24 protein-coding genes are annotated in these 26,219 nt (G+C 66.6%); 13 read left to right on the top strand and 11 right to left on the bottom strand.

Annotation, left to right across the window (positions count from 1 at the left end):
* Positions 1–11 precede the first annotated feature (11 nt).
* From AC1DBN_RS04010 to AC1DBN_RS03995, 4 genes are all read right to left on the bottom strand, one after another.
* On the bottom strand, positions 12–842 hold the full coding sequence (locus AC1DBN_RS04010; RefSeq protein ID WP_477722607.1) for an anti-sigma factor: 831 nt from the start codon (positions 840–842) through the stop codon (positions 12–14).
* Position 843: 1 nt separating this feature from the next.
* Positions 844–1,452, bottom strand: coding sequence for a sigma-70 family RNA polymerase sigma factor (locus AC1DBN_RS04005; RefSeq protein ID WP_091721495.1), 609 nt, complete (start codon positions 1,450–1,452; stop codon positions 844–846).
* Positions 1,453–1,672: 220 nt separating this feature from the next.
* On the bottom strand, positions 1,673–2,140 hold the full coding sequence (locus AC1DBN_RS04000) for a tRNA (cytidine(34)-2'-O)-methyltransferase (RefSeq protein ID WP_091724047.1): 468 nt from the start codon (positions 2,138–2,140) through the stop codon (positions 1,673–1,675).
* 22 nt (positions 2,141–2,162) lie between these two features.
* The gene (locus AC1DBN_RS03995; protein ID WP_477722606.1) at positions 2,163–3,107 is read right to left on the bottom strand and encodes a J domain-containing protein; all 945 of its coding nucleotides are present in this window, start codon (positions 3,105–3,107) and stop codon (positions 2,163–2,165) included.
* Between the two features lie 201 nt (positions 3,108–3,308).
* On the opposite strand from AC1DBN_RS03995, the gene AC1DBN_RS03990 reads away from it, so the two are divergent.
* Positions 3,309–4,010 (top strand): hypothetical protein, encoded by a 702-nt coding sequence (locus AC1DBN_RS03990; protein WP_477722605.1) that lies wholly within the window; start codon positions 3,309–3,311, stop codon positions 4,008–4,010.
* Here AC1DBN_RS03990 and AC1DBN_RS03985 read toward each other — a convergent pair.
* Positions 4,007–4,468: a hypothetical protein gene (locus tag AC1DBN_RS03985; RefSeq protein WP_477722604.1), complete on the bottom strand. Its 462-nt coding sequence runs from the start codon at positions 4,466–4,468 to the stop codon at positions 4,007–4,009. The two genes, AC1DBN_RS03990 and AC1DBN_RS03985, sit on opposite strands and share 4 nt — an antisense overlap.
* Positions 4,469–4,555: 87 nt before the next feature.
* Between AC1DBN_RS03985 and AC1DBN_RS03980 the strand changes: the two genes are divergently transcribed.
* The 9 genes from AC1DBN_RS03980 (at position 4,556) to AC1DBN_RS03940 (ending at position 15,209) form a co-directional block, all read left to right on the top strand.
* Complete coding sequence (locus AC1DBN_RS03980) at positions 4,556–5,275, top strand: helix-turn-helix transcriptional regulator (protein WP_091721487.1); 720 nt, start codon at positions 4,556–4,558, stop codon at positions 5,273–5,275.
* Between the two features lie 9 nt (positions 5,276–5,284).
* Positions 5,285–6,508, top strand: coding sequence for a cysteine desulfurase family protein (locus AC1DBN_RS03975; RefSeq protein WP_477722603.1), 1,224 nt, complete (start codon positions 5,285–5,287; stop codon positions 6,506–6,508).
* Between the two features lie 142 nt (positions 6,509–6,650).
* Positions 6,651–7,787, top strand: a complete 1,137-nt coding sequence (gene mnmA, locus AC1DBN_RS03970; protein ID WP_314213740.1) for a tRNA 2-thiouridine(34) synthase MnmA — start codon at positions 6,651–6,653, stop codon at positions 7,785–7,787.
* 269 nt (positions 7,788–8,056) lie between these two features.
* A complete protein-coding gene (locus tag AC1DBN_RS03965; RefSeq protein ID WP_477722602.1) occupies positions 8,057–9,688 on the top strand; it encodes an ABC transporter substrate-binding protein in 1,632 nt (543 codons plus the stop codon).
* A gap of 122 nt (positions 9,689–9,810) precedes the next feature.
* Positions 9,811–10,902 carry an ABC transporter permease gene (locus AC1DBN_RS03960; protein ID WP_314213739.1) on the top strand — a complete coding sequence of 364 codons (1,092 nt, stop codon included), beginning with the start codon at positions 9,811–9,813 and terminating at the stop codon, positions 10,900–10,902.
* 2 nt (positions 10,903–10,904) lie between these two features.
* Positions 10,905–11,930 (top strand): ABC transporter permease, encoded by a 1,026-nt coding sequence (locus tag AC1DBN_RS03955; RefSeq protein WP_477722601.1) that lies wholly within the window; start codon positions 10,905–10,907, stop codon positions 11,928–11,930.
* Positions 11,927–13,642: an ABC transporter ATP-binding protein gene (locus tag AC1DBN_RS03950; RefSeq protein ID WP_477722600.1), complete on the top strand. Its 1,716-nt coding sequence runs from the start codon at positions 11,927–11,929 to the stop codon at positions 13,640–13,642. The genes AC1DBN_RS03955 and AC1DBN_RS03950 overlap by 4 nt, the downstream gene beginning before the upstream one ends.
* A 98-nt stretch (positions 13,643–13,740) precedes the next feature.
* Positions 13,741–14,148: a chorismate mutase gene (locus tag AC1DBN_RS03945; RefSeq protein ID WP_314213733.1), complete on the top strand. Its 408-nt coding sequence runs from the start codon at positions 13,741–13,743 to the stop codon at positions 14,146–14,148.
* A complete protein-coding gene (locus tag AC1DBN_RS03940) occupies positions 14,145–15,209 on the top strand; it encodes a uroporphyrinogen decarboxylase/cobalamine-independent methonine synthase family protein (RefSeq protein ID WP_314213731.1) in 1,065 nt (354 codons plus the stop codon). The genes AC1DBN_RS03945 and AC1DBN_RS03940 overlap by 4 nt, the downstream gene beginning before the upstream one ends.
* 14 nt (positions 15,210–15,223) lie before the next feature.
* On the opposite strand, the gene AC1DBN_RS03935 is transcribed toward AC1DBN_RS03940, so the two are convergent.
* From AC1DBN_RS03935 to AC1DBN_RS03910, 6 genes are read right to left on the bottom strand one after another with little or no spacing between them, the layout of a single operon-like run.
* On the bottom strand, positions 15,224–15,973 hold the full coding sequence (locus AC1DBN_RS03935; protein WP_477722599.1) for a DUF4166 domain-containing protein: 750 nt from the start codon (positions 15,971–15,973) through the stop codon (positions 15,224–15,226).
* Between the two features lie 31 nt (positions 15,974–16,004).
* Positions 16,005–17,297 (bottom strand): DUF58 domain-containing protein, encoded by a 1,293-nt coding sequence (locus AC1DBN_RS03930; protein ID WP_477722598.1) that lies wholly within the window; start codon positions 17,295–17,297, stop codon positions 16,005–16,007.
* Positions 17,297–18,292 carry an AAA family ATPase gene (locus AC1DBN_RS03925; RefSeq protein WP_477722597.1) on the bottom strand — a complete coding sequence of 332 codons (996 nt, stop codon included), beginning with the start codon at positions 18,290–18,292 and terminating at the stop codon, positions 17,297–17,299. The genes AC1DBN_RS03930 and AC1DBN_RS03925 overlap by 1 nt, the downstream gene beginning before the upstream one ends.
* Positions 18,289–19,479, bottom strand: a complete 1,191-nt coding sequence (locus AC1DBN_RS03920) for a DUF4350 domain-containing protein (protein ID WP_477722596.1) — start codon at positions 19,477–19,479, stop codon at positions 18,289–18,291. The genes AC1DBN_RS03925 and AC1DBN_RS03920 overlap by 4 nt, the downstream gene beginning before the upstream one ends.
* Complete coding sequence (locus AC1DBN_RS03915; RefSeq protein ID WP_477722595.1) at positions 19,476–20,123, bottom strand: DUF4129 domain-containing protein; 648 nt, start codon at positions 20,121–20,123, stop codon at positions 19,476–19,478. The genes AC1DBN_RS03920 and AC1DBN_RS03915 overlap by 4 nt, the downstream gene beginning before the upstream one ends.
* On the bottom strand, positions 20,113–21,612 hold the full coding sequence (locus AC1DBN_RS03910; protein ID WP_477722594.1) for a DUF7847 domain-containing protein: 1,500 nt from the start codon (positions 21,610–21,612) through the stop codon (positions 20,113–20,115). Before AC1DBN_RS03910 ends, AC1DBN_RS03915 begins: the two co-directional genes overlap by 11 nt.
* 180 nt (positions 21,613–21,792) lie before the next feature.
* Between AC1DBN_RS03910 and mtrA the strand changes: the two genes are divergently transcribed.
* The 3 genes from mtrA to AC1DBN_RS03895 all read left to right on the top strand — a co-directional run bounded on the left by mtrA (position 21,793) and on the right by AC1DBN_RS03895 (position 26,133).
* Positions 21,793–22,467: an MtrAB system response regulator MtrA gene (gene mtrA / locus AC1DBN_RS03905; RefSeq protein WP_477722593.1), complete on the top strand. Its 675-nt coding sequence runs from the start codon at positions 21,793–21,795 to the stop codon at positions 22,465–22,467.
* 160 nt (positions 22,468–22,627) lie between these two features.
* Positions 22,628–24,421, top strand: coding sequence for an MtrAB system histidine kinase MtrB (gene mtrB / locus AC1DBN_RS03900; RefSeq protein ID WP_477722728.1), 1,794 nt, complete (start codon positions 22,628–22,630; stop codon positions 24,419–24,421).
* Positions 24,418–26,133 carry an LpqB family beta-propeller domain-containing protein gene (locus AC1DBN_RS03895; RefSeq protein WP_091721458.1) on the top strand — a complete coding sequence of 572 codons (1,716 nt, stop codon included), beginning with the start codon at positions 24,418–24,420 and terminating at the stop codon, positions 26,131–26,133. The genes mtrB and AC1DBN_RS03895 overlap by 4 nt, the downstream gene beginning before the upstream one ends.
* Positions 26,134–26,219: the final 86 nt, after the last annotated feature.

Below are 26,219 nucleotides of genomic sequence, written 5' to 3'. Positions count from 1 at the left end.
TCGGGGTGCGGCTACGCTCCGAGCGGAGCAGCTGCGACCGTGGGCAGGGTGGGGGTGCGGGAACCGCCCACAGGCTCCACGGTGATTCCGAGCGTTGCGGCTGACGAAATTCCTTCCACCACAGCCGGCTTGGACAGTGCTTCCTTGTCCATCAACCCCTGGGAAACTGGTGCCGAACCGTCCTTGGGAATGAGCCACATCTGGTAGACCTTGCCCGCCGGAGGCGCCGGAACGCCGTTCATCTTCACCACAGCGGCGTTTTCCGAGGGCGAGATGAACAGTGTGGCCGTACCGCCGCCGGTAACGTCCACAGACGCCTCGCGAAGATCCGATGCCCTGACTACCTGGTTGACGGGATCGTTCTGGTCTGCGAAGTACGCTCCCAACCCGACTCCGCCCAGGGCTATTGCCGCGGCAGCAGCAACGCCCGCGAGCCAGCGGCGTGTTCCCGAAGACCGGCGCCGTTCTTCCCGGCGCTGGCGCGCCATGGCGAGTTCATCGCCGTCCGCCGCTGCGGGCACTGTTGCCGGTGGGGCCTCGGTGGCCACTGCGTGCGCCGGAAGCTGGGCGACAATCCGATCAAAGAGATCTGCGGGGGGTTCTTCCTCGACGCGGAAGGCGGCAGCCAGTGTTTCCCGTGCCTGGCGGACCCTGTCGAGGAAGGCCTGCCGCTCGGGCTCCGGTGCGGAGGAGACGTACTCGTCGATGGCGCTCCGCTCCTGGTCCGTCACAGCGTCCAGGGCATAGAGCTCCGCGAGATCCACGGCCCTGCCTGATGCGAGGTCCGCGGCGACCGTATCGCCGAAAGACCGGCCGTGGTGTCCTTGGTTCATGTCTGTCATCTCAACTCACCCCCAAACAGGTCTTCAATCGGATCAGCCCGTCGCGGATTCGGGACTTAATGGTTGGTACTGCAGCGTTCAGCCGTTCAGCGACTTCCCGGTAGGTAAGGCCGCCGTAGTAGGCCAGGCGCACTGACTCCTGCTGCGTTTCGGTCAATGTCTCCAGGCAGCGGACCACAGCTTCGGCTTCCAGCCTGCTGCTTACCTCGTCTGAAACACTGTCATGCTCGATGTCCTGCGAGCTCGCGCCGTACTTTGCCTCGCGGTCGCTGGAGGACTGTGCCGACCTCACCCGGTCCACGGCCCGCCGATGGGAAATAGTCATCAGCCAGGACAGCGGGCTTCCCGCCGAGGAATCGAACTTCGCAGCGTTCTGCCACACCTGCAGGAATACTTCCTGGGTGGTGTCTTCGCTGAGTTCGGGGTCGATAAGCACCCGGCGCGCCATGCCGAACACCCTGCGTGACGTCAGCCGGTAAAACTCGGCAAATGCTGCCTGATCGCCCCGCGCTATACCCTCCAGCAGGACTGCCAGTTGGTGGCTCGAGTCAGCCGGGGGATCTGTTACTGCTGCCACAGCCTCGGTGTTTGGCGCCTTGGGAGTCTCCATTGCTTCCAAGCATAAGTCTCCTGGCGGAGAATCTTTAGCAATGCCCTTGACATGCCGAGCGGGTCTGGACCCTGCCTCCAGAAGTGTCACCTGCTCCTCCTCCATCACGCGTGCGACGATTCCCAGCTGTGATTCGGGGCTGCCGGGCCAATGGATGGGCCGCCTTGCGGATTTCCTGCAGGCACCCGGCTTCGGCGCGACGCGGAGTGACGATGCCTGATCAGACTTTGGCGCCGGCAAACCCCTGCTGCCGCCACGCCTCATAGACGGCGATCGAGGCGGCGTTGGCCAGGTTGAGGGAACGCAGGGCGGGCAGCATGGGCAGCCGGACAGTGGCCGTTACGTGCGGGTCGGTCTTCACCTCGGCGGGCAGGCCATCGGATTCGCGGCCAAACATCAGGACGTCGCCGGGTTGGTAGGCGATGTCCGTGTAGCTGGCTGTGCCATCGGAGGTGAAGGCGTAGACGCGTTCCGGCTTCAGGTGGCGCCACGCGTCCTCAAGGGTGGGATGCACGGTAACGACGGCGAGGTCATGGTAATCCAGGCCCGCCCGCCGGAGCTTCGCGTCAGAAAAGTCGAAGCCCAGCGGCTCCACGAGGTGCAGTTCCGCACCGGTGATGGCTGCGAGCCGGATGGCATTGCCCGTATTGCCGGGAATCTCGGGTTCGTGAAAGAGGATGCGGAACACCATCCCATCCTAGCTACCGCAGTCAGTGCATTCCGCGCAGGAGGCGGGCAAGGACCGGAACATTCACGGTGTTGGGGGCCGGGCCGGAGGACAGGAACTCCTTGAGCCCGCGGGTCAGCCCCGCAGCGTTCACGATCCTGACTGCTTCGAGTTCGCCAGCTGATCGCCGGTGCTGGTCAATCACCGGTTCGTGCAAATTTCCGCCGGGGCTGTGGACCACAGTCCATCCCGTCACGTTCAGCTCCGGGAAGATATCCTGCATGGCGCGCACCACCTGCCCAAGCTGCGGTGGTGCGATGGCACGCCCTCCGTGGTTCAGCGTCCGGCCGTCCCACGCGTAGGCGCCCTTGGGAAGCAGCATGGAACCCACCAGCGCCAGCCGGTAACCCGAGAGGACCGCGTGATCGATGTGGCTGTTGTCAGCGGGGGACAGGAGGCCGTTGATCAGCCTCGCGGCCGGGATGGCCGGCAGCACCTGCCGGGTGAGGAGCTGAACCGTGCGCATCTCGCGCTGGATTCTGGCCTCGGCGCCGAAGATCCCGCGTTTACGCGGCATGCCGTGGACCTGCTGGCTGGCCTGGGCGAGGGGAATCAGCGGAACCGTGCCGCCGTCGTCGTAGGGCGGCACATAAACGGGTGGGTCTCCGGCGGTGTTGCGCGTCCCGGGCTGGCGGTGGACGGTAGCGGAAGCCCGGCTGCCGGCAGGCGGAGCGTCAAAATGCGGTCCACTGTCCGCTGCACCGTTCTGGAAGGATCCGGCCGCATAGGAACGGTCGTAGGCCTTGCGGCGCTGCGGATCGATGAGGGTTTCATACGCTGCAGTCACCTGCCGGAAAATCGCGGCATCGCCGCCCTGGTCCGGATGAGCCGAGCGGGCAGCGCGGCGGTACGCCAGCTTGATTTCCTTGTCGGTGGCAGTGACGGCCACCTTGAGGACCTGGTAGTGGGAGCTGTTGCCCTCAGTCAAACACTCATCCTTTTCTCCGTCAGCCGGTCCGCGGGAATCCGGCCTGCCCAGTCTAGCCAGCGACCTTCCTTATGGGACGGCCGCGGTCTCTGTTCTCTCAACGTCTGTCCGGGCGGCTCCGGTTCCCGGTGCCCTGGAGTTTAGACTCGTGGGGGCACGGCCGAAGCGGCCGTCCGGGAACTGACTGGGGTGGAGATGGAGATGCCGACGGCGGACAGGGCTGCGCGCGTAAGGCCTCGGCGGGTGCCGCTGCAGGCGCTCGCGGCCGGAGCCGCAGTGGTGGGTACTTTGCTGGCGGGGTGCAGCGTGGATGTCCGCGATCCGTCCGTTCCCGAACCGGTGCAGAGTCCGTCGGCGCTGGCCACCCCTACCATCACTCCAGGCCATGATGCTGAAGCCGTGGCTGCGCAGGACCTTCCCTTCAGCGCCGGCGCCATCCTGGCGCGCGGTGTTCCGGTAGGGCTGGCTGACGGCCTGAAGGAGGCCCCGGGGTGGAAGCAGGTCAAGGACAACGTCGCCGGTGAAAGCCAATATCTTAAGGCTGACGGCTGCCTGGTGGCGGCGAAGGTCAGGGGTAACCAGTCGGCGTTGGCCAAGGGTGACGACCGCGAATCCACAGTGGCGCTCTTCAAGTACCTGGATCCCACCATCCTGCCGGAATACCTCAAGGCGGAGAAGTTGCGGTGGGGCGGCGATCCTGACGCGCCCGCCCGCACCGTCGAGGTACTGGCGCTGGAGCCCGCCGTTCCGCAGGGCGGCCGGGCCACGGCAATCCTGGCCCGGCTGTTTGCGACTGCAGCTTCTTCGGTCTACGTCAGTGTGTCCTGCCCTGATACCGCATCCTTGGGGTCGGCACGTGGCGACGTCGTTAAGTTCCTGCCGGTCCTGCCACCGTCCAACTAAGTGGTCCGCGGCGCTGTCTGCTCCTGCCGGGACGCTCCATTCCGCTGGGCGCTGCCGTTCCATTGCGCCAGGCGGTTGAGGGCCAATGCACCCACCAGCAGGCCGAAATCGCGAAGGGCAACGTCGAAGAAGCTTCCCAGGACGAGGAGGTTGATGATGATGCCGGCCAGCCAAGCGGCCACCAGCAGGGATCCGAAGCGGGGGCGTACTGCGACGGCGATGCCTGCCACTACCTCCACGACACCAACCACGTACATGAAGGTCTGGGGTTGGAGCGGCACTACGGCGGTGGCCTGCGGGGCGAGGTAGATGGTCCAGTCCGTGAGCACGTTCGTGAACTTGTCCAGGCCGAACAGGATCGGCGCAACCGTGAACACCGTGCGCAGGAGCAGGAAGGCCTGCCGCGCCGGATCAACGGCCGTCAGGTGATGGGTGCGTGTGGCTGATGCAGTTTTCATAGCAACTCCTTCTAAAAGTAGATTTCACTATTTTAGAAACTTCGCAGGTCTATAATCAAGAGATATTGACTATGGAAGTGGTGGAATATGGGCAGGCTTCCCTGGGTGCGCCGTGTGGCGGCCCTCGCCTCGCTGGCCGACGACAAGCGGCTCCGGATTTTTGAACTCGTCGCTGCCGCCCCGCACGCGCTGGGACGCGATGAGGTGGCCGGCGCGGCCGGCGTACCGAGGAGCACCGCCTCGTTCCACCTGGACCGCCTGGTCCAGGACGGCCTTCTGTCCGTGGAATTCCACAAGCCGCCGGGGCGCACCGGGCCCGGATCGGGCCGGCCGGCCAAGATGTACCGGCCCGCTGCCCGGGAAGTTACGGCCTCGGTTCCCGACCGGAACTATGACCTTGCCGGAGAAGTCCTTGCTGCGGCCATTGAGCGGGCGCAAACCACGGGGGAAACGGTCGGCGAGGCGCTTCGGGAAGCTGCCTTTACGGCGGGCCGCGACCAGGCCGGCGGCGCCGCGTCGCTGGAGGACTTCCTGACGTCCACGGGATACCGGCCGGTTCCGGACGGGAGTGGCGGCTACACGTTGCCAAACTGCCCGTTCCACCGGCTGTCACGGGAGTACCGCGACGTAGTCTGCGTCATGAACGGAGCCTTCCTGCGCGGCGCCGCGCAGGCCTGCGGGGGCAGCGGGGACGATGTGGCGGCCGCCGCTGTCCCGGGAGGATGTTGCGCCAGGATCAACGCGGATACAGCTGTGGATACGCCCGCGGGTACACAGCAGCCAGGGGCGGTCACGCCCCGGGGATAGAATTGCAGCGTGTCCGCCTACCTCGACCACGCCGCCACCACCCCACTTTCCGCCGAAGCGCTGGCCGCTTTAACGCGCGAGTTGGCCCGTACCGGAAACGCGTCGTCACTGCACGGCTCAGGGCGCCGGGCGCGCCGCACGGTCGAGGACGCCCGGGAAGTGGTGGCCGCTGCCGCCGGCGCCCACCCCTCCGAAGTCATCTTCACCTCCGGCGGCACTGAGGCCGACAATCTCGCCGTCAAAGGCCTGTTCTGGTCCCGGGTGGCAGAGGATCCTGCGCGGCGGAGAATCCTCTGTTCCGCCGTCGAACACCACGCAGTACTGGACACTGTGGAATGGCTGGAGCGGCACGAACACGCCGACGTGACGTGGCTGCCTGTAGACAGCGACGGCGTAGTGGACCTCGGCGTCCTGGAAACTGAACTTGCGCGCGACCCCGGATCCATCGCCCTGGTGACCGTGATGTGGGCCAATAGCGAAGTGGGGACCATCCAGCCCATTTCGCGGATTGTCGGGATGGCCCACGCGGCTGGCGTTCCTGTCCATTCGGATGCCGTCCAGGCCTTCGGCTCGGTAGAGGTGGACTTCAAGGGCTCGGGGCTGGACGCCATGTCCGTGTCCGGCCACAAAATCGGCGGTCCGGTGGGCGTGGGGGCGCTGCTTCTGGGCCGGGCAGTCAAGCTGACCCCGGTCCAGCACGGAGGGGGCCAGGAGCGCGATGTCCGCTCGGGGACCCTGGATACGGCGTCCATCGCCGCTTTTGCCGCTGCGGCCCAGGGGGCAACCTCTGCCCTGGCCTCGGAGTCCAGCCGGATCGCCGCCCTCCGGGACCGGCTGATCGACGGCGTCCGGGAGCGGGTGCCGGAAGCGATCCTTCGCGGTGCGCCGGGCGATGGCCGGCTGCCCGGCAATGCCCATTTCACCTTCCCGGGTTGTGAAGGCGATTCGCTGTTGTTCCTCCTGGACCTCGCCGGCGTGGAGTCCTCCACCGGTTCGGCCTGCACCGCCGGGGTGCCGCGCCCCTCGCACGTCCTCCTGGCCATGGGGCTGGATGAGGAAACCGCGCGTGGTGCGCAGCGCTTCACCCTCGGCCACGCGTCCACGGAGGCGGATGTGGAGGCCCTGCTGGCAGCGCTTCCTGATGCCTGCGCCCGTGCGCGGCAGGCGGGGATGGCCGGCCATGAATCCTCCATCCAAACGGCCGCAACGGTTGCCCGCCGAAACGTCCGCTGACCGGGTGCCGTTACCGGCCGTGGGCGGGCAAGGGTGTCGATTTGCGGCTGGCCGTAGAATAGATAGGCGAGGATCGTTTTCCGGCACGTGCCGGCGGTCCGCCCCTTGGCCACGAGCCGAATACCTCCACCAGAAAGCCAGCATGCGAGTTTTAGCAGCCATGAGCGGCGGCGTTGATTCCGCCGTTGCAGCCGCCCGCGCCGTCGAGGCGGGCCACGACGTCGTCGGCGTCCACCTGGCGCTGTCCCGGATGCCCGGTACGCTGCGGACAGGCAGCCGGGGTTGCTGCACCATTGAAGACTCGCGGGACGCCTGGCGTGCTTGCGATGTACTCGGCATTCCCTATTATGTGTGGGACTTCTCGGAGCGCTTCAAAGAAGATGTGGTCCAGGACTTCATCGACGAATACGCCGCGGGCCGCACCCCCAACCCCTGCATGCGCTGCAATGAACGGATCAAGTTCGCGGCGCTTCTCGAAAAGGCCATCGCCCTGGGCTTTGACGCCGTCTGCACCGGCCACTACGCCAAGGTCATCGAAGACTCCCACGGGAACCGCGAGCTCCACCGCGCCGCGGACTGGGCCAAGGACCAGAGTTATGTGCTGGGCGTCCTGACCCACGAGCAGCTCAAGCACTCGATGTTTCCCCTTGCAGACACGCCGTCCAAGGCCGAGGTCCGCGCGGAAGCTGAACGCCGGGGGTTGTCGGTGGCCAACAAGCCCGACAGTCACGACATCTGCTTCATCCCCGACGGCGACACCGCCGGGTGGCTCGCCGAAAAGATCGACATGGCCACCGGGGACATCGTGGACGAAACCGGCGCGAAGGTTGGCGAGCATCCCGGCGCCAACGCCTTCACGGTAGGCCAGCGTCGCGGCCTGAAGCTGGGACGCCCGGCCGCTGACGGCAAGCCCCGTTTCGTGCTGGAGATCCGGCCCAAGGAAAATAAGGTGGTGGTCGGCCCTGAGGCGCTGCTGGCCATCGATGAGATCCAGGGCATCAAAGTGTCCTGGGCCGGGCTGCCCATCGGGGAAGTGGAAACCGGCGCGGCATTCGATTGCTATGCCCAGGTCAGGGCCCACGGGGACCCCGTTCCGGCGCGTGCCCGGATGGAAGCGGATCCAGAGGCCGCGGACGCCCCTGCTCGGCTTGTGGTCACGCTGACTGACCCTCTGCGCGGCGTGGCACCCGGGCAGACGGTTGTCCTGTACCAGGGCAGCCGGGTGCTCGGCCAGGCCACCATCGACGCCGCCCGCTCGCTTCAGCGAGCAGTGCTCTAGGACATTTCCCCAGGCCGGGCAGTCGCCCGCCTCACGACGCCGCCCCGCGCAGTAGGGGCGGCGTCTTTTGCCGTGCCGCCCCCTGACCGGCAGGCCGGAGGAAAACATCTGTTGCCCAAGGTAAATTTTGTGTCTCAACTCACAGGATTGGCGCTCCTGGGTGCTGACTCTCTGATTGAATCTACCCATCAGCACTGCGCGCCGCTGCCCGGGCTCATGCGCCTTTTCGTGGCCGGCGCGCAGGTACTCATCGGACAGAAAGTTCAGAGATGACCAAGAGCAACAAAGCACTGCACAGCGCCATCGCGCTGGCAGGCATCTCCGCACTCGCACTGACGGCCTGCACGGGCCCGTCGGGCGGTGGCGGTACCTCCACGAACGGCAGCGGAGGCAGCACGATTACCCTCGGAACGACTGACAAAGTGGTCACGCTCGACCCCGCGGGTTCCTACGACGCCGGTTCCTTCCTGGTGATGAACCAGATCTACCCCTTCCTGCTGAACGCCAAGCCCGGAAGTGCCGACGCCTCGCCGGACATCGCTGAATCAGCGTCCTTCACCGCCCCCACCGAGTACACGGTCAAGCTGAAATCCGGACTGAAATTCGCCAACGGGCATGCGCTCACTTCATCCGATGTGAAGTTCTCCATTGACCGCGTGGTCAAGATCGCGGACCCCAATGGCCCCGCGTCGCTGCTGAGCAACCTGGAGTCCGTTGAAGCGACTGACGACACCACCGTCGTTTTCAAGCTCAAGGCCGCAAACGACCAGGTCTTCCCGGGCGTCCTGGCGTCAAACTCGGGACCCATCATCGACGAGGAAGTCTTCCCGGCGGACAAGGTCATGGGCGACGACGACATCGTCAAAGCCAAGCCTTTCGCCGGTCCCTACAGCATCGACAGCTACAAGAAGAACGAGCTCATCAGCCTCAGCGTGAACCCTGACTACCAGGGACTGCTCGGCAAGCCAGCCAACGGCGGCGCCAACATCAAGTACTACGCCGACGCCAACAACCTCAAGCTCGATATCCAGCAGGGCAACATCGATGTTGCCGGCCGGTCGCTGACCGCCACGGACGTCGCCGACCTGGAGAAGGACTCCAAGGTCAAGGTCCACAAGGGCCCCGGCGGCGAGCTGCGGTACATCGTCTTCAACTTCGACACCATGCCGTACGGCGCCAAGACCCCCGAGGCCGACCCCGCAAAGGCCTTGGCCGTCCGACAGGCCATGGCCAACATCGTGGACCGCGACGCCATCGCCACCCAGGTCTACAAGGGCACGTACCTGCCTGCCTACTCCGTGGTCCCGGAAGGATTCCTCGGCGCAAAGCAGCCCCTGAAGGACCTCTACGGAGATGGCGGCAAGCCGAGCCTGGACAAGGCCAAGAAGGTCTTCGCCGACGCCGGAATCAGCGGCCCGGTCACCATCAAGCTCCAGTACAACCCGGACCACTACGGCAGCTCCTCGGGCGACGAATACGCCATGATTAAGGAACAGCTTGAAAAGTCCGGCCTGTTTACCGTGAGCCTGCAGTCCACCGAGTGGGTCACGTACTCCAAGGACCGCACCGCCGACGCCTACCCGGTCTACCAGCTGGGCTGGTTCCCCGATTACTCCGATCCGGACAACTACCTCACCCCGTTCTTCGTTCCGGGTAACTTCCTGAAGAACCACTACGACAACCCCGCCGTTGCAGCCCTGATCCAGAAGCAGCTGACCACAGTGGACAAGGACGAGCGCGTCAAGATCCTGGGCGAAACCCAGGACGCCGTTGCCAAGGACCTCTCCACCCTGCCTTTGCTCCAGGGTGCCCAGGTCCTCGTGTCCGGTGCCGACGTCAAGGGCGTGGAGACCACCCTGGACGCTTCGTTCAAGACCCGCCTGGGTGTTATCTCCAAGTAGTCCGGCCAATTCTGCCCACGGCGGGCAAAGGGGCGGGATGCACCAGCATCCCGCCCCGTTGGCCGCTTCCAGCCAGTCCTGTGGGGGAGCAATGGCGCGGGCTTTAGCTTTTAGGTAATCCGATGACCACATTGATTGAAGCGCCGCCGGAAGATTCCGACGGCCTGTTGCCGGCTAAGAAGAAGTCGTCCGGCGGGGGACTTGGCCAGTACATCCTGATCCGTTTCCTCCTGATTTTCCCCACTATTTTCATCCTGGTCACCATGGTGTTCTTCCTCATGAGGATCACAGGCGACCCGATCACCGCCGCGATGGGCGGCAGGCTGCCGCCAGACCAGTTGCAGCAGCGGATCACCGCCGCCGGGTACGACCGGCCGCTCCTGGTGCAGTACTTCGAATACCTGGGACAGCTGGTGACCGGCAACTTCGGCACCACACTGTCCGACAACCGCAAAGTGACAGAAATGCTCGGGACCTACGGGTCCGCCACCCTGGAACTGAGCATCAACGCCCTGATTGTGGCGCTCCTCGTCGGCATTCCGCTGGGCATGCTGGCGGCCCAGCGCAGGGACCACCTTCCGGACGCCGTCCTGCGCATCTTCGCCATCCTCTGCTACGCCACCCCCGTGTTCTTCGCCGGACTGCTGCTGAAGCTGACGTTCTCCGTCTGGCTGGGCTGGCTGCCGGTGGCCGGGCGCGCGAAGACCTCGACCGAACTGGCACTGACGTCGCTCCAGGCTCCCACGGGAATTTACTGGCTGGACGCCTTGCGCAGTGGGAACATGGCTGCCCTGGGCGACGTCATGGCCCACGCTGTGCTTCCGGCCATTGCCCTGGGCCTGCTGACGGCCGGGATTTTCCTCCGCCTCGTGCGGACGAACGTCATCGGCACGCTCGGCAAGGACTATGTCGAGGCCGGCCGTTCACGCGGGGTCAGCGAGTTCAGGCTGGTGACCAAGCACGCGTACAAACCGGCGCTGATTCCGATCATCACCGTGATGGGATTGCAGATCGCCGTGATGCTCGGTGGTGCAGTCCTGACGGAGAAGACCTTCGAATGGAAGGGGCTGGGCTTCCAGCTTGCAACGTACCTCACGGCCCGTGACTACGTTGCCGTCCAGGGCATTGTGGTGCTCCTGGCAGTCATCGTCGCCACCACCAACTTCATCGTGGACGTCGTCGCCGCGCTGATCGACCCGCGGGTGAGGTACTGACCATGTCCACAACTGAAGCACCAGCACCCGTGGCCAACCCGCGGGCATCCTTCTTCCTTCGGCTCCCGGTGGTGTCGCATGTGCGCCAAAGCGTGGGATTGCAGCGCGGGATGCTCATCATGGGCCTCGTCCTGACAGCAGTCTTTCTCCTGACCGCACTGCTTGCCCCCTTCATCGCCCCGTACGGATTCGCCCAACTGTCTGACGGCGACGGAAACTTTCCCGCCCAGCAGCCGCCCGGCGGCAAGCACCCGCTGGGCACCACCGTGGGTGGCTACGACGTCCTCTCCCGCGTGATGTGGGGAACCCAGACGGCACTGCTGGTCATCATCATCGCCGTGGTGCTGTCCATCTTCGCCGGCGTCATCCTTGGACTGGTCAGCGGCTACATCGGCGGCTGGCTTGACCGGATCCTGGTGGTGGTGGCTGACGCCATCTACGCCTTCCCTTCCCTGCTGCTGGCGATCGTCATGGCCATCGTGATCAGCGGCGGACAGTCCAGCCTCTTCGGCGGTGTCATGGCAGCGGCCATATCCATCACCGTGGTGTTCATCCCGCAGTACTTCCGGGTCATCAGGGCCGAGACCATCCGGCTCAAAGCCGAACCGTTCGTTGAGTCCGCCAAGGTGGTGGGGGCGTCGAACCTCCGCATCATCACCCGCCATATCTACCGGAACGCCACGCGGACACTGCCACTGATCTTCACGCTCAATGCGTCAGAAGCGATCCTCACGCTGGCCGCACTGGGTTTCCTGGGCTTCGGCATTGAACCCAGCTCGGCCTCCGAATGGGGCTTCGACCTGAGCAAGGCCCTTGCCGACACCACCTCCGGTATCTGGTGGACGGGAGTCTTCCCGGGCCTGGCCATTGTGTGGGTGGTCCTGGGACTGACCCTGGTGGGTGAAAGCATCAACGACCTCAACGATCCCCGCCTGCGCGGCCGCAAGCGGGCGAACCGCAAGGCCCCGGCCGCTTCCCCTGCCGCTAACGCCGCCCCGGGACGAGACACAGAATCGAGCAACCCGTGACCGAAAACCTGGACACGCCATCGGGCAACGGAGGCCCGGAAACAAAAACCGTCCTTGGCATCGACCACCTGGAGGTGACCTTCGCCACCGACTCCGGCGACGTTCATGCCGTCAAGGATGTGAGCCTGGAGCTCAAGGCCGGTGAAGTCCTGGCCATCGTGGGGGAGTCGGGCTCGGGCAAGACCGTCACCGCCAAAACCATCCTCGGCCTGCTTCCTGAAACGGCAACCAGTTCCGGCGCCGTCCTCATCAACGGCACCAACATCATCAGCCTCAGCCCTGCCCGCCTGCGCCAGATCCGCGGGCGGGACGTGGCAATGGTGTTCCAGGAACCGTCCACGGCGCTGAACCCGGTCTTTACTGTCGGCTGGCAGATCGCAGAGGGTATCCGCGCCCACTCCGGACAGGGCGGCGGCAAGCGGGTCTCAGCCAAGGAAGCCAAGGAACGGGCCATCGATGCCCTCCGCAAGGTGGGTATCCCGGATCCTGAACACCGGGTGAACTACTACCCCCACCAGTTCTCCGGCGGGCAGAAGCAGCGGGTGGTCATCGCGGCAGCCCTCGCGCTGAACCCCGGACTGATCGTGGCGGACGAACCCACCACAGCCCTCGACGTCACTGTCCAGGCGGAAATCCTGGAACTGCTCCGTGACCTGCGCAGCCAATACGGCACCTCGATCGTCCTGATCACCCACAACATGGGCGTGGTGGCAGACCTGGCTGACAGGGTGGTGGTGATGTACCGGGGCGACATCGTGGAAGAGGCGCCGGCGCGGAAGCTGTTCGCCGAGCCCAAGCAGGAGTACACCCGGCAGCTCCTGGCCGCGGTGCCGCACCTGGGCCGGAACTCGGCGTCGGAAGGGCTGACGGAACGGCGCCACCAGGAGGAGGAGGTGCTGGTCGAGGCGAAAAACCTCACCATCGAATACCCGGGAAGGTTGGGAACACCGGCCTTCAAGGCAGTGGACGGCGTCAGTTTCACCCTGTCCAGGGGTGAGGTTTTCGGGCTGGTGGGGGAGTCCGGCTCCGGCAAGACCACCATTGGGCGGGCCATCGCCGGCCTGAACCGGACCACCGGCGGCAGCCTCAAGGTCCTGGGCTACGAGATGCTGGACCTGCGGGAAAGGACCTTCAAACCGCTCCGCAAGGACATTGGCTTCGTCTTCCAGGACCCGGCCGCTTCCTTCAACCCGCAACTGACCATCGGGGAATGCATCGCCGAGCCTATGGTGATCCACACCCGGCCCAGCGAAGCGCAGGCGCGCAAACGCGTTGGCGAGCTGCTCGAATCAGTCCAGCTCCCGGCGTCGTATGCGGGACGGTACCCGCATGAACTCTCCGGCGGGCAGCGGCAGCGGGCGTCCCTGGCGCGCGCGCTGAGCCTGAACCCGCGGCTGCTGATTGCCGACGAGCCGACGTCGGCCCTCGACGTCTCGGTCCAGGCGAAGGTCCTGGAGCTGTTCCGGGACATCCAGGAGGAGTTCGGTTTCGGCTGCCTGTTCATCAGCCACGACCTCGCAGTGGTTGACATCCTGTCCACGTGGGTGGGCGTGCTGTACAAGGGAAAGCTGGTGGAACAGGGGATCGGCAGCCAGGTCATGGGAAGCCCGCAACACGACTACACCCGCCGCCTGATCGCCTCGCTTCCGGTTCCCGATCCTGACGAGCAGGCCCGGCGGCGGGAGGAAAGCCGGGCACTCCTGGGCCTCTAGGCTCGGGGCTCGGCCACGGGGTGAAGCGCCGGTGCGGCAAACGCTGCACCGGCGCTTCACAGCCGGTTCAATACGCTGCCTGCCCATAGACTGGATGCATGACGCAGCACAACCTCCATTCTTCCGATTCCGACGATTTCGACCCCGCAGCCAGTTCGCTGGCCGGGCAGGTCGACCAGTCGGTGATGGCTGAACTGCTGTCAATCCGCTCCAGCATCGACAACATCGATGCGACCCTGGTGTACCTGCTGGCCGAGCGGTTCAAGGCAACGCAGAAAGTCGGATTCCTCAAAGCCAACCACCGCCTGCCTGCGGGCGATCCCGGGCGGGAATCGGCGCAGATCGCAAGGCTGCGGAGGCTCGCCGAGGACGCTCACCTGGATCCGGCGTTCGCCGAGAAGTTCCTTAACTTCATCATTGGCGAAGTGATCCGGCACCACGAAGCCATTGCCGAGGACCACCAGGCGGCGACTGGCCGGCAGGCGCAGGCGCCGACGCGAGCGTGACCGCCCAACACCCAGGGGTTTCCGCTCCGGCGCCGGAACAGCTCCTGCCCACGGAAGTGACCGCCACGGCACTCGGGCAGTGGCCCGGTGACGACCCCTACGAAGCAATGCGGATCATCCGCGGCGAACTCGGCAGCCCGCACCTGCCGTTCCTCCCGGAACTCCCGGCCCGCGGCGTCGGCTCCGACGCATTGGGGCGCACCGCGTCCCTCCTTGAAGAGCTCGCCGTCGATGTGCAGCCCTTCGGCTGGCGCCTGGTGGACCGGCCGGGCAAGGATTACCGCCGCGCGGCCTCGGCATTGTCCACGGACATCAACATCCTGGCCGATGTGGCGGGCGCAGAAGACAGCCCTGCCCCGGAAATCAAGATTCAGCTGGTCGGCCCGATGAGCCTGGCCGCGGGACTGCACCTGCATAACGGTGAGCGTGCCTTGATCGACTATGGTGCCCGGCGGGACCTCGCGGCGTCGCTGGCTGCCGGCGTGGGAAGCTACCTCGGCAGGGTGGCGGCCGCCGTGCCCGGAGCCCAGCTGGTTGTCCAGCTGGACGAACCGGACATTGCTGCGGTCCTGGCCGGCACCATCCCCACGGCCAGCGGCTACCGTACCCTCCGCGCGGTGGCGGGTTCCGAAGCCCGGGAGTCGTGGCGCCTGGTCCTCGATGCATTACGCGATGCCGGCGCCATGGAAACTGTTATTGCGGTACCTGAGGTGGAGGCGCCGTTCGAACAGATCCTCGCGGCCGGTGCGGACGGTATTGCCGTGCCGCTCAAGGCGCTGACCACCCGCCAGTGGGAACAGCTGGCGGGCGCCTCTGAAGCGGGGAAGCGGCTCTGGATCGGCGCGCTGGACGTGGCCGGCACTGCACGGACGAAGACCGCTGACTGCGTTGACGCCATATGGCGCCCGTGGCGGCAGCTTGGTCTTCCTGCCGCCGCCATCAGCAGCGTCCGGATCACACCCTCATCCGGGCTGGCCGCCGTCACCCCGTCCCGGGCACAGGAACTCCTGGGCCAGCTGACCAAGGTGGCCGACGGGCTGAACCAGCAGGCCCTCGGCTAGGCCGGCCAGGACGCTTAGGTTCGGTTTTCCCACCGGTCAGGCTGGGCGTACCGCGGCAGGAAACTCTGGGCGGAGCTGCCCCCGGTGTAAGGCCGCAGCCGGTAATCGAAGCTGCCGGCGTACACCAGCACCAAGCCGATCTGCGGCTGGATGACCTTGACCTGGATGCGGTGCCTGCCGGCGGGGCCCTCGGCGGGATCCCACCATTGCTCGGCGTAGGCTTTGGCGTCGAGCGCGGACGGCAGGGGAATGCGCAGCGGCCCGAGGAACAGGCGGGAGGCCTCGGATACGCCGCGCAGCCTGCCCTCCGGGGTCACACTGAGGTTCAGGTCGGTGACCATCCGCCGGTACCGTCCCACGTAGTCCACCAAGGGGGTTCCGCCGTGCGGCCCCTTCCCCTCGCCCTGCTCCTGCCCTTCGCTCCGCTGGTTGACGCTGGTGGTGTCCTGGAACATCCGGGTGCGGCCCGTAAAGCGGATCTCCCGCCGTGCCGTCAGGCTGGAACGGCCGAAGGGATCGAGGTGGGCGTGGTTCTCGATCCTGAACGGGACATTCTCGCCGTACTCCGGAAAGAACGCCTCTTCGCTGCTGGTAAGCCGCATGAGTGGGCGCAGCCAGGATTGGCGGCAGCCCACGACGTCGAACGTTCCCTCGCCCACGCCGTACCGCCCCGAGCCGGGCACCAGGGAAAAGTACTCCTGGAGTTCCGGCTGGAGCCGGCTGAAGTCCGCGCCCAGGGCCTGCTGATAGATCGGTGCGTTCATGGGGACCTCCTGCTGGATTGCGGCGCTGGATTCACAATCTACCGGCAGCCTTGAGCCGGATGTACATGTCGGCCAGCCCGGGTGGCAGCTGGTGCGGCTCGGCATCCACCACCTCCACGCCAAAACGGCGGAGTTCAGCGCTGACGGCGGCACGCTGGAGGAGTGCACGTTCGGCGGCAGCTGCCCTGAAGACTCCTGCAGCATCGCTGCGTTCGGCCAACATGGCGCCCAGTTGGGGGTCACGCACCGCGGCCACCACCACCACGTGCTGTGCGGCCAGCTGCGCCGCCGCGGGAATGAGGCCTTCCTCCGGTGCGCCTCCGTCGAGGCTGGTGAGCAGTACTACCAGGGAGCGGTGGGCAGTTACCGCCCGTACCTCGGCGGGAACGGCAGCCCAGTCCATCTCGATGAGTTCCGGTTCCAGCGGTGCCATGGCCTGGACAAGCCGTCCCAGCAGGTTGCCCTTGCCCGCGGTGCCAGCCCGGGCGCGTGCCCTGCGGTCGAAAGCGAGGAAGTCCACCCGGTCTCCGCCGCGCTCGGCGAGGATGCCAAGCAGCAGGGCAGCTTCCAGGCCGCTGTCCAGCCGCGTCTCGTCGTCGATCCTTGCCGCCGCGGTGCGGGAAGTGTCCAGCACCATCACCACGCGGCGGTCCCGTTCGGGACGCCAGGTCCGCACCACCACGGCGGAGCGCCGCGCCGTTGCCCGCCAGTCAATGGAGCGGACGTCGTCGCCCCGGACGTAGTCGCGCAGGGAGTCGAACTCGGTGCCGGCGCCGCGGATCTGGACCGCCGCCTTGCCGTCGAGCTCGCGGAGTTTCTGCAGCTTCGAGGGCAGGTGCCGCCGCGAATTGAACGGCGGAAGCACCCGGATCGACCCGGCCGAAATGACGCTCCGCTGCCGGGCGGCAAGCCTCATGGGGCCGAAGGAACGGAAGGTGACATGCGGCGATTTCAGGTCGCCGCGCCGGACGGGCCGGAGCACGACGGCGGCACGCCGGCTTTCGCCCGCGGGCACGTCCACCAGCTGGATTGGGTTGGCCGCCCCGGCCGAAGGCTGCCAGGCGTCGCGGAAACTGCCGCGCACGCGGCGCCGTCCGTTGTTATGGATGGTGAGCGCGGCGTGCACCGGCGCGTTGAGGGCAACGTTGACGGGCCCGCTGCGGACCAGCTGCAGCAAGCGGGGCGATCCGGCCAAGGCAAGGTCAGCGCCTGCAACGGCTGCAAGCACAGCGGCCACGGCGAAGAACGAGCCCCACCCCGGCAGCAGCAGGACCGGTACCAGCCCCAGCAGTACCAGGAGGACGAAACGCCCGGAAATGGCCATCAGCGCGGAACGGGGACCGACGCCAGGATGCTGCCCAGCACATCATCCACCTGCACCCCGTCCATCTGTGCTTCCGGCTGCAAGGCCACCCGGTGCCGCAGGCAGGGGAGGGCGAGCGCCTTGACGTCGTCCGGCGTGACGAACGTCCGGCCGGACAGCCATGCCCAGGCCCGGGACGTGTTCAGCAGGGCTGTCGCCCCGCGCGGCGACACACCCAGCAGGAAGGACGGGGCAGTCCGGGTAGCCCGCACGAGGTCAACGATGTATCCGATGATTTCGGGGGTTACGTCCACGGTGGCCACTGCCTGCCTGGCCCGCTCCAGGTCACGGGCATCCGCTACGGGACGCACACCCGCCGCTGCCAGGTCCCGGGGGTCGAAACCCGCCGCGTGGCGCCTGATGACTTCCATCTCGTCTCCGCGCTCCGGCAACGGCATGGTGAGCTTGAGCAGGAACCGGTCCAGCTGCGCCTCCGGCAGGGGATAGGTTCCCTCGTACTCCACCGGGTTCTGCGTGGCGGCAACCAGGAAGGGCGACGGCAACGGGCGGGGCTCCCCGTCCACCGAGACCTGGCGTTCCTCCATGGCTTCGAGCAGCGAGGCCTGCGTCTTGGGCGGGGTCCTGTTGATTTCGTCGGCCAGCAGCAGGTTGGTGAAGACCGGCCCCTCCCGGAACGTGAATTCGGACGTGTGGGAATCGTAGACCAGCGACCCTGTCACGTCGCCGGGCATGAGGTCCGGCGTGAACTGGACCCGCTTGGTTTCCAGGTCCAGTGCCGCGGACAGTGCCCGCACCAGCAGGGTCTTGGCGACGCCGGGCACCCCCTCTAAGAGGACATGGCCTTGCGACAGCAGGGCTATCAGCAGGCCGGTGACGGTAGCGTCCTGTCCCACCACGGCTTTGGCCACTTCATGCCGTACATCCAGGAGCGCCTGCCGGGCGGAATCGTGCTCCATCGGGTCAAGGACCTGCTGGCCGCTGCCATGTTCACTCATCGTCTTTTGACCTCTTTCTCCAGGGTGTGCAGTTCCCGGGCCCAGGCCACCAGGCGGGCCTCGCTGCGGGGATGTTCATTGACCAGGTCGTTGACCGTGGACGCCGGCTTACCCAACTGCCGTGCCGCGGCATCACCGATCGCCTCTGCGGTGGCTCCTGGACCAAGCCGGAGGGTTGCCGCAAGCCGGGACAACGTGCCCGCGCGCAGGTTGTCCCGGGCCTGATCCATCGCCCGGTAGTCGTGGTAAAGCCGGGCACGGCCCTCGGCAGTCTCCACCGCCTTGACCACTACGGGAAGGGGCTCGAAGACCAGCGGCCCGTGCCTCCGGCCGCGCCAGGCGATGGCGGCGAGGGCTACGACAACCAGCCATGGGCCCAGGAAGCGCACCCAGTCCGGTGCCAACTCGTCGAGGGTCCGCGGCGAGCCTGTGAGGTCCATGTCCTCCAGCGACGGCAGGTACCACACCAGGTCAAGCGAGCCACCCAGCAGCCGCAGCCCGAGGGCGGCATTTCCCAGTTCGTCCAGCCGCTCGTTTCCCAGGACTGCGGTGCTGCCGAGGACCACCAGCCTGCCGTCGGCGCCGGCCGCAAGCACCCCGGCGGCCGAGCCGGACGGGCGGAAACAGGTGGTCCCGCCGTCGTACACAAATCCTGACCCGCCGCTGACCTGGCCTGCCGCCCGCGCATCCGGGAGGGAGCAGCCGGGGTCCAGCGCGGGCGTGCCGTCCGGCACAACGCCTGCCTGCCGGATGTCACTGTCCAGGGCGCGGAGCGTCTCGAGGCGTGGTGAGACCACCACTACCCGGGCACTTGAGTCCGCGAGGTCACGGAGGCGCTGCCCGTCCAGGGCTCCGTTCCGGTCGTAAAGCAGGAGGGTGGGGGATGAACTGCCGTCCAGGGCAGCCATTGCAGCGTCGTAGTTCCGGACGTCGTGGACCTTCACGCCGTGGTCGCCAAGGATTTGGGCGACGGCACGGGCGCCGCCGGGACCGGCATTACTCACGGACAGCGGGACGACGTCTCCCTTGGGCGCCAGCTGGGCCCAGATCACCAGGCCAAGCCCGACGGCGACCAGCGCGCCGAATGCGGCCAGTCCCCGGTGGCGGCGCAGCCGGGCCCGGAAGGACGGGCGGGTAGCTTGTTCCGGGCCCGCTTGCCGGGCAGCCTCCGTCGCGTGTCCGGTCACGGCAGGACCGCCGGCTGGTGCCGGTCCAGGGGCCGTTCGGGTTTGGCTGCCGCCAGGGCGTCGTCGAGCAGGACCATGTCCTGGTACTCCGCGCTGCCGGCAGGCCTGTTGCCGTAGCGGACCGCGTCGAAGGCAGCGGCTGCCTGGGCCAGCCGCTGCGCCTCGGCACTGAACGGCACGGAGAGTTCGCGTGCGGTTTCATCTGCGGTCCGGCCCGGCTGCGGATCGATGACGGCCCTGTCCTCGGCGGAGCGCACCAGGGCACGGAAACGGTCGACGACGGCGTCGCCCCACTTTCCGGCGGCAGCGGCCTCAGTGGCGCGCTGGCGGTAGTCCGTGGAACTGAGGGTGCTGTCAGCACCAAAGACATCCTTCGGCTTCCGGTCGGCCGGGTTGAGCCGTGGGCGGGCCAGGACAATGGCCGCGGCCAGGACCAGGACGATAACGATGCCTATGACCGGGGTGGGAACCGACCCGTCAGGACCCGAGGGCCCGTCCAGGGAACCCAGCCACTCGAGGAAGTTCCGCCACGCGGTCTCCAGCCAGGACGGCTCAACGTCCCGGTACTCAGGCTTTGCCAGCTCCTCCGCGGCCCACCTGCGTGCCTGGTCCGCGTCGGGAAGCACCGGGGGTTCAGCGGACATCCGGCCATGCACTTCCGGTCGGTCCCTGGGAACCGTGGCCCGGTGCGGTGAATGCCGCACCCCGGCCTGGAACGCCGTCGGGATCAGCGCCCGTCTCGAGCAGGCGGAGGAGTGTGATGTCCAAGCCGTCCTTCCGCATGCGGAGGTCCATGTACAGCAAGGCCATCACCGACGTTTGGAACGCGTAACCCAGCGCGCCCACCAAGGCGCCGAGGACAGCGGTGGCGATCCCTATAGCCACCGCCATCCCCGCGTCCTGTCCCGATCCGCCGTGGGGTGAGACCACGGTGCCGAGGAAACTGGTCAGCAGGCTGACCGGGATCATCACCACCTGGCTGATCACGCCCACAAGAAGACTTACCACCAGGGTCATTCCGAAGATCCGCCACCAGTTGGCGCGGGTCAGTTGCCAGGACCGGCGGAGGGCGGCGATCGGACCCACTTCCTCGATGACCACCGCGGCCGGGGCCACCATGACCTTGATGGCAATCCAGGCAAACACTGCAATGAAGGCAGGGACAAGGGGAATCAGGAACAGCGCCCCGGCTGCCCGGTCGGTGCCGGCGATGAGCGCGAACGCCACGCCACCGAATATCACGAAAGCAAGCAGCACGGCTGCCACCAGCAGCGCAGCGAGGCCAATCAGCGCACCGGCCCTGGACTTGGCGAGGGCCCACATCTGGCGGAACCCTGTGGGCCTGTTGAGGATCGAGCGGGCCACCGGCACCACCATGGCGCCCTGCAGCACCGAAGAAATAACGAGCGTCAGGATACTGGCCACCAGGATGGCGCCGGCGAAGCCGAATCCCACTCCGGCCAAGTCCGCGGGGCTGGCGCCCTCCACCCAGGCTTCGATGGAGCCGGCAGATGTGGCGGACACGGCCGTGACGACGGCGGCGAGTATCGCCGAGAGCGATTGCGCCAGCAGGGCGGCACCCAGCATGGCTTTCGGGTTCCGGCGGATGGCCTGGAAGGAGCCGTCAAGGATTTCGCCGAACATCAGTGGCCGCAGCGGAACGATGCCGGGCTTAGGCGGGGCAACATAGCGGGGCTGTCCGTAGGGGCTCCCAAACTGGTTGCCGTACTGGTTCCCGGAGCCGGGTGAATAGGGCGTTCCGTAGGGCTGCTGCGGATAAGCTGCGCCCGGGTAAGCCGGCGGGGGACCGTTCCACGGGGCCTGCTGTCCGTACGGGGCCTGCTGTCCGTACGGCGGCTGGCCCGGCCCCGGCTGGGCTTGGCCTGGTTGGTCTGGGCTGCCGCCCGGGTGCTGGGACCATGGCCCGGGGGGACCCCACGACGGGGTGCCATCCCACGTCCCCTTGCCTTCGCCGGCAGTTTCCCGGTTCGGAGCCACCCATCCGTCATCGCCACGGCTCCGCTGGTTCCCGGTGCTGCCGTGCTGGCTTTGGCCTGGCCACGGTTCCCGGGAACCGTCGGAGGGCTGCTCCGCTCCGGCCGGTTCCTCCCGGCCTGAATCCTGTCCTGCCACGCTCTTCCTTCCCCCATTCCCGCCGCACCCTTGTCCCGCGGCCGGGCCCTGAGAGCCGTAAGCCGCCGGGAAGGTCCGGCACGGTCCCAGCCTATAGTTCCGGCGTCGGACGTCCTAGCGTTCCGCCATGCCGAAGCCGCTCAACAGGACAAAGCCCCGCTGATAAGGGAATATATAACTATGAAGGCACGCATTCTGGTGGTTGACGATGACGAAGCGCTGGCCGAAATGATTGGAATTGTTCTTCGCAACGACGGCTTTGAACCCCTCTTCTGCGCGGACGGCGCCCAGGCGCTTGACATCTTCCGGTCATCGCGGCCGGACCTGGTCCTGCTGGACCTTATGCTCCCCGGGGTGGACGGCATCGAGGTCTGCCGGCAGGTCCGCGCTGAGTCGGACGTGCCCATCGTCATGCTCACCGCTAAGGCGGACACGTCCGACGTCGTCCGTGGCCTTGAATCCGGTGCCGACGACTACGTGCCAAAACCGTTCAAACCCGCCGAACTTGTGGCACGGGTGCGGGCAAGGCTCCGCCCGGGAGACCAGAAGGCACCCGAAACCCTGCGGATCGCGGACATCACCATTGACGTTGCAGGGCACACGGTAAGCCGCGGGAGCGAACGCATCTCCCTGACGCCGCTGGAGTTCGACCTCCTGGTTGCCCTTGCCCGCAAGCCGTGGCAGGTATTCACCCGTGAACTGCTGCTTGAACAGGTATGGGGTTACCGCCACGCGGCAGATACCCGCCTGGTCAACGTCCATGTCCAGCGCCTGCGGTCCAAGATCGAGCAGGACCCGGAAGCTCCGGAAGTTGTATTGACGGTGCGTGGTGTCGGCTACAAAGCAGGGGCCTGACCCCGCTTCCTCCGACGGGGAACGCCGGTCCGGCGTCCCCGCGCAGGCCACCCCCGGAGAAGCAGCGGATACGGAACAGCATGCCGTGGCACAGCCACACCCGGAACTGCAGCCGCACCAAGCAGCGCAGCACCACCAGGCGCCGGAGCACACCGACGCCATCAGCCCCGGATTCAGGCAGTTCGCCTTTCGCGCGAGAATCTGGCAGCGGCGGGCCGTCATTGTCAGTCTCAGGGTGGCCAGGCTCGTCAAAACGGGAATCCTCCGTTTCCTGCCGGCCCTGCGCTACGTTGGACGCACCCTGCGAAAGCGTTGGCGCCGGTCCCTGCAGTTCAGGACTGTCCTCACCACCCTGCTTCTGGCCGTCACGTCGTTCGCCGTCGTTGGCGCCTACCTGTCGAACCAGATTGCCAACAATCTCTTCCAGGAACGGCTGACACAGGCCGAATCGGAAACCCGGTACAACGTCAAGCAGGTCCAGGAGACGTTCGACGGCGCCCAGGTCACCGACCAGTCAAGCGTCATCACGCTGGTCTACGACACCCTGAACGCGGTGGAAGGCCGTGGCTCGGTGATCCAGCGGCGCTATGTCTTCGAAGCCATGCCGGAGCAGACCAAGCCACGGAACCGCTGGGTGGAATCCCGGGCCTCTGACCAGCTGACTGTCAGTGTCATCCCCCCGGAGCTCCGCAAGGCGGTCCAGGAATCCGGCAAGGACCAGTACTGGGCGTCCACCGTGATCCCTGTGGGCACCGAGGACCGGCCAGGCATCGCCGTCGGTAACAAGGTGACCTTCAACGGCACCGTTTATGAGCTGTATCTGATTTATGACCTCAACACGGCGCAGCAGACCCTGGACGAGATCCAAAGCGTCCTCTGGGCCGGCGGCGCAGTGCTGGTTCTCCTGATCGGTGCGGTGGCCTGGTACGTCACCCGCAACGTGGTCAGCCCGGTCAGCCACGCAGCGATGGTGTCGGAGAAACTGGCCGCCGGGCAATTGCAGGAACGCATGGTGGTCCGCGGCGAGGACGAGGTGGCCCGGTTGGGCGCCTCGTTCAACCACATGGCTGCCAGCCTGCAGGAGCAAATCACCCAGCTCGCCACACTCTCGCAGATGCAGCAGCGTTTTGTGTCCGACGTGTCCCACGAACTGCGCACTCCCTTGACCACCGTCAGGATGGCGGCCGAGGTACTGTACGACGCCCGTGACGATTTCGACCCCATTAACAAGCGGTCTGCCGAGTTGCTCTACAACCAGGTGGAGCGGTTTCAGTCGCTGCTCTCGGACCTGCTGGAGATCTCCCGCTTCGACGCCGGTGTGGCCGTGCTGGATGCCGAACCGGAAGACATCCTCCACGTCATCGCGCACGTTATCGAGGGCGCGTCGCCCGTAGCCGCGGAATACGGCTCAGAGATCGTTCTGAGTGCACCAGCCGGGGCCATCGTTGTGGACATGGACGCGCGCCGGATCGACAGGATCCTGCGGAACCTGATCCTGAACGCCGTCGAACACGGTGAGGGCAGGCCGGTGACCGTCACTGTGGCAGCCAGCGAAACCGCCGTCGGCATCGCTGTCCGTGACCATGGCATCGGCATGGAACCGGCTGAGGCGGCCCGGGTCTTTGACCGGTTCTGGCGCGCGGACCCTGCCCGCGCCCGGACCACCGGCGGCAGCGGCCTGGGACTGTCCATTGCCGCGGAGGACACCAAGCTCCACAACGGCTGGCTGCAGGCATGGGGGAGGAAAGGCAGCGGGGCAAACTTCCGGCTCACCCTGCCGCTGCGCCAAGGCGAAGAGATCGGCAACTCGCCCGTGCAGCTCGAACCCGAAGACAACATCACCACTGGCGAACCGGGCAGCGTTCCCCGGGAACCCGACACCAGGAACATCCTGGTCCTGGAAACCGGAGCGGCGCGGTTGGCGCCGGTGCCGACGACGAAGGAGAACCCATGACCGGCCGCGGCCGTCCGGCACAGCTCGGTGCTTTCCTGCTGGCTCTGCTGGTTGTGGTGCTGGCAGGCTGCGCCCGGATCCCCATCTCGGGACCGGTCGGCAAGAGCAGCGAAGGCAGCGCCGGCAACCTGAACGCGCCGGTCTTCCTCCCGGCTGCACCGCAACCGGGCGCATCACCGGAAACCATTATCGACTACTTCTACCGCGCCGGCAGCGGCTACGAGGACGACTACGCCGTGGCCCGCCAGTACCTCACGCAGGCCTCGTCCGTGTCCTGGAAGCCGGACCAGCGTGCCCTCGTATACCGGGACGCGCGCGTGGTGGCCACAGGCACCGAAAACGTCTACAACTATGAATTGGATGTGGCCTACACCGTCGACGCCGACGGGATCACCACCCAGTCCCCGGAAGGCACCGTGGAACGGATCCCCGTCACCGTTACCCAGGTGGACGGGGAATGGCGTATCTCTGCAATACCGGACGGGACCGCCATCGCCGAGGAAACGTTCAAGGTGATCTACGGCGCCTATCCCATCTACTTCTACGACCCCACGTTCACTTACGCCGTCCCCGACGTCCGCTGGTTCATCAGGAACAAGACGGTCAAGGCCATGACAAGTGCCCTGCTGGCGGGGCCGGCCCCCTACCTTCGCGGCGCGGTGGCCAGCGCCTTCCCGTCTGGCATCAAGCTCGCCCGTGAGTCCGTTCCCGTAGTCTCGGGAGCCGCACAGGTGGACCTGACGGCCAAGGAACTCACTGAGACATCCCCGGAGGACCGCCTTCGGATGCAGATGCAGCTCACCCTGACGTTCCGCAGCCAGCCCGACGTCGTGAATGTCGAGCTGCGGGCCAACCAGGACCTGGTGAGGGTGGAGGACAACGGCTCGGTCCTCCCGCCGGTCCAGGACAAGAGCGCCCCCTCGCGCCAGATCGCCGTCAGCGGCAATGAACTGGTGCGGTACGAAAACAACAGGATTTCGCCTCTTCCGGATATGCAGCCCGTCTCCGCCCTGGACCCACGGTTTCCTGCGGAATCTCCGGTCTCGCAGACCGCTGCCTTCCTCAATGAGAGCCGAACAACCCTGTACAGCATCAACCCGGGCCAGCCGGCCCGCGCCCTGACGACCCGGAGCACACTGAGCCGGCCCTCCTTCAGCCTCAACGACTGGGTATGGTCGGCCGGGCCCGGGGGAAACGGGGCCACCGAAGTGGTGGCCTTCCGCCCCACCGGAGTCGCTGAAGGGGCTTCGGTTCCGTCGGTGACGCTGGCGCCGGCCTGGCTGGCGGGACGGTCCGTCAAGGAATTCCGGGTTTCCCGGGAAGGCGTCCGTGCGCTGGTCATCTCCGAACAGAACGGCAAGACCCGGGTCCAGGTCGCCGGGATCATCCGCGGCGGTGACGGGACACCCCGTGAACTGACCCAGCCGACCACCCTGGCGACCGACAGCAACCCGGACCAGGGTGCCTGGGTCAACGACTCTACGGTGGTGGTCATGAAGGGCGCGGCGGCAGCCAACGTGACGCCGGAACTGCTCTCCCTCACCTCGGGCCAGCCCCAGCAGCTCGCTCCCTGGCCGGGCCTGGTGGCGCTCAGCGCAGGAAACGGGCAGGAGGAGATCTACGGGCAATCGTCAGAGGGTATCTTCCAGCGGCTTGGGAACGGATGGTCGCCGCAGATCAAGGGCCCCATCGATCCTTCGTACCCGGGGTAGGGGCTGCAGGTACTGAGGCCCATGGGTAACGCGGTGTGGTCTGGGTCCACATAGGCCCTGGTGCTGCTTTCCTTTGCTGCCGGCTG

Source organism: Pseudarthrobacter sp. 10T415, from assembly GCF_056394175.1.
This window is presented reverse-complemented; position numbering and strand designations above follow the sequence as displayed.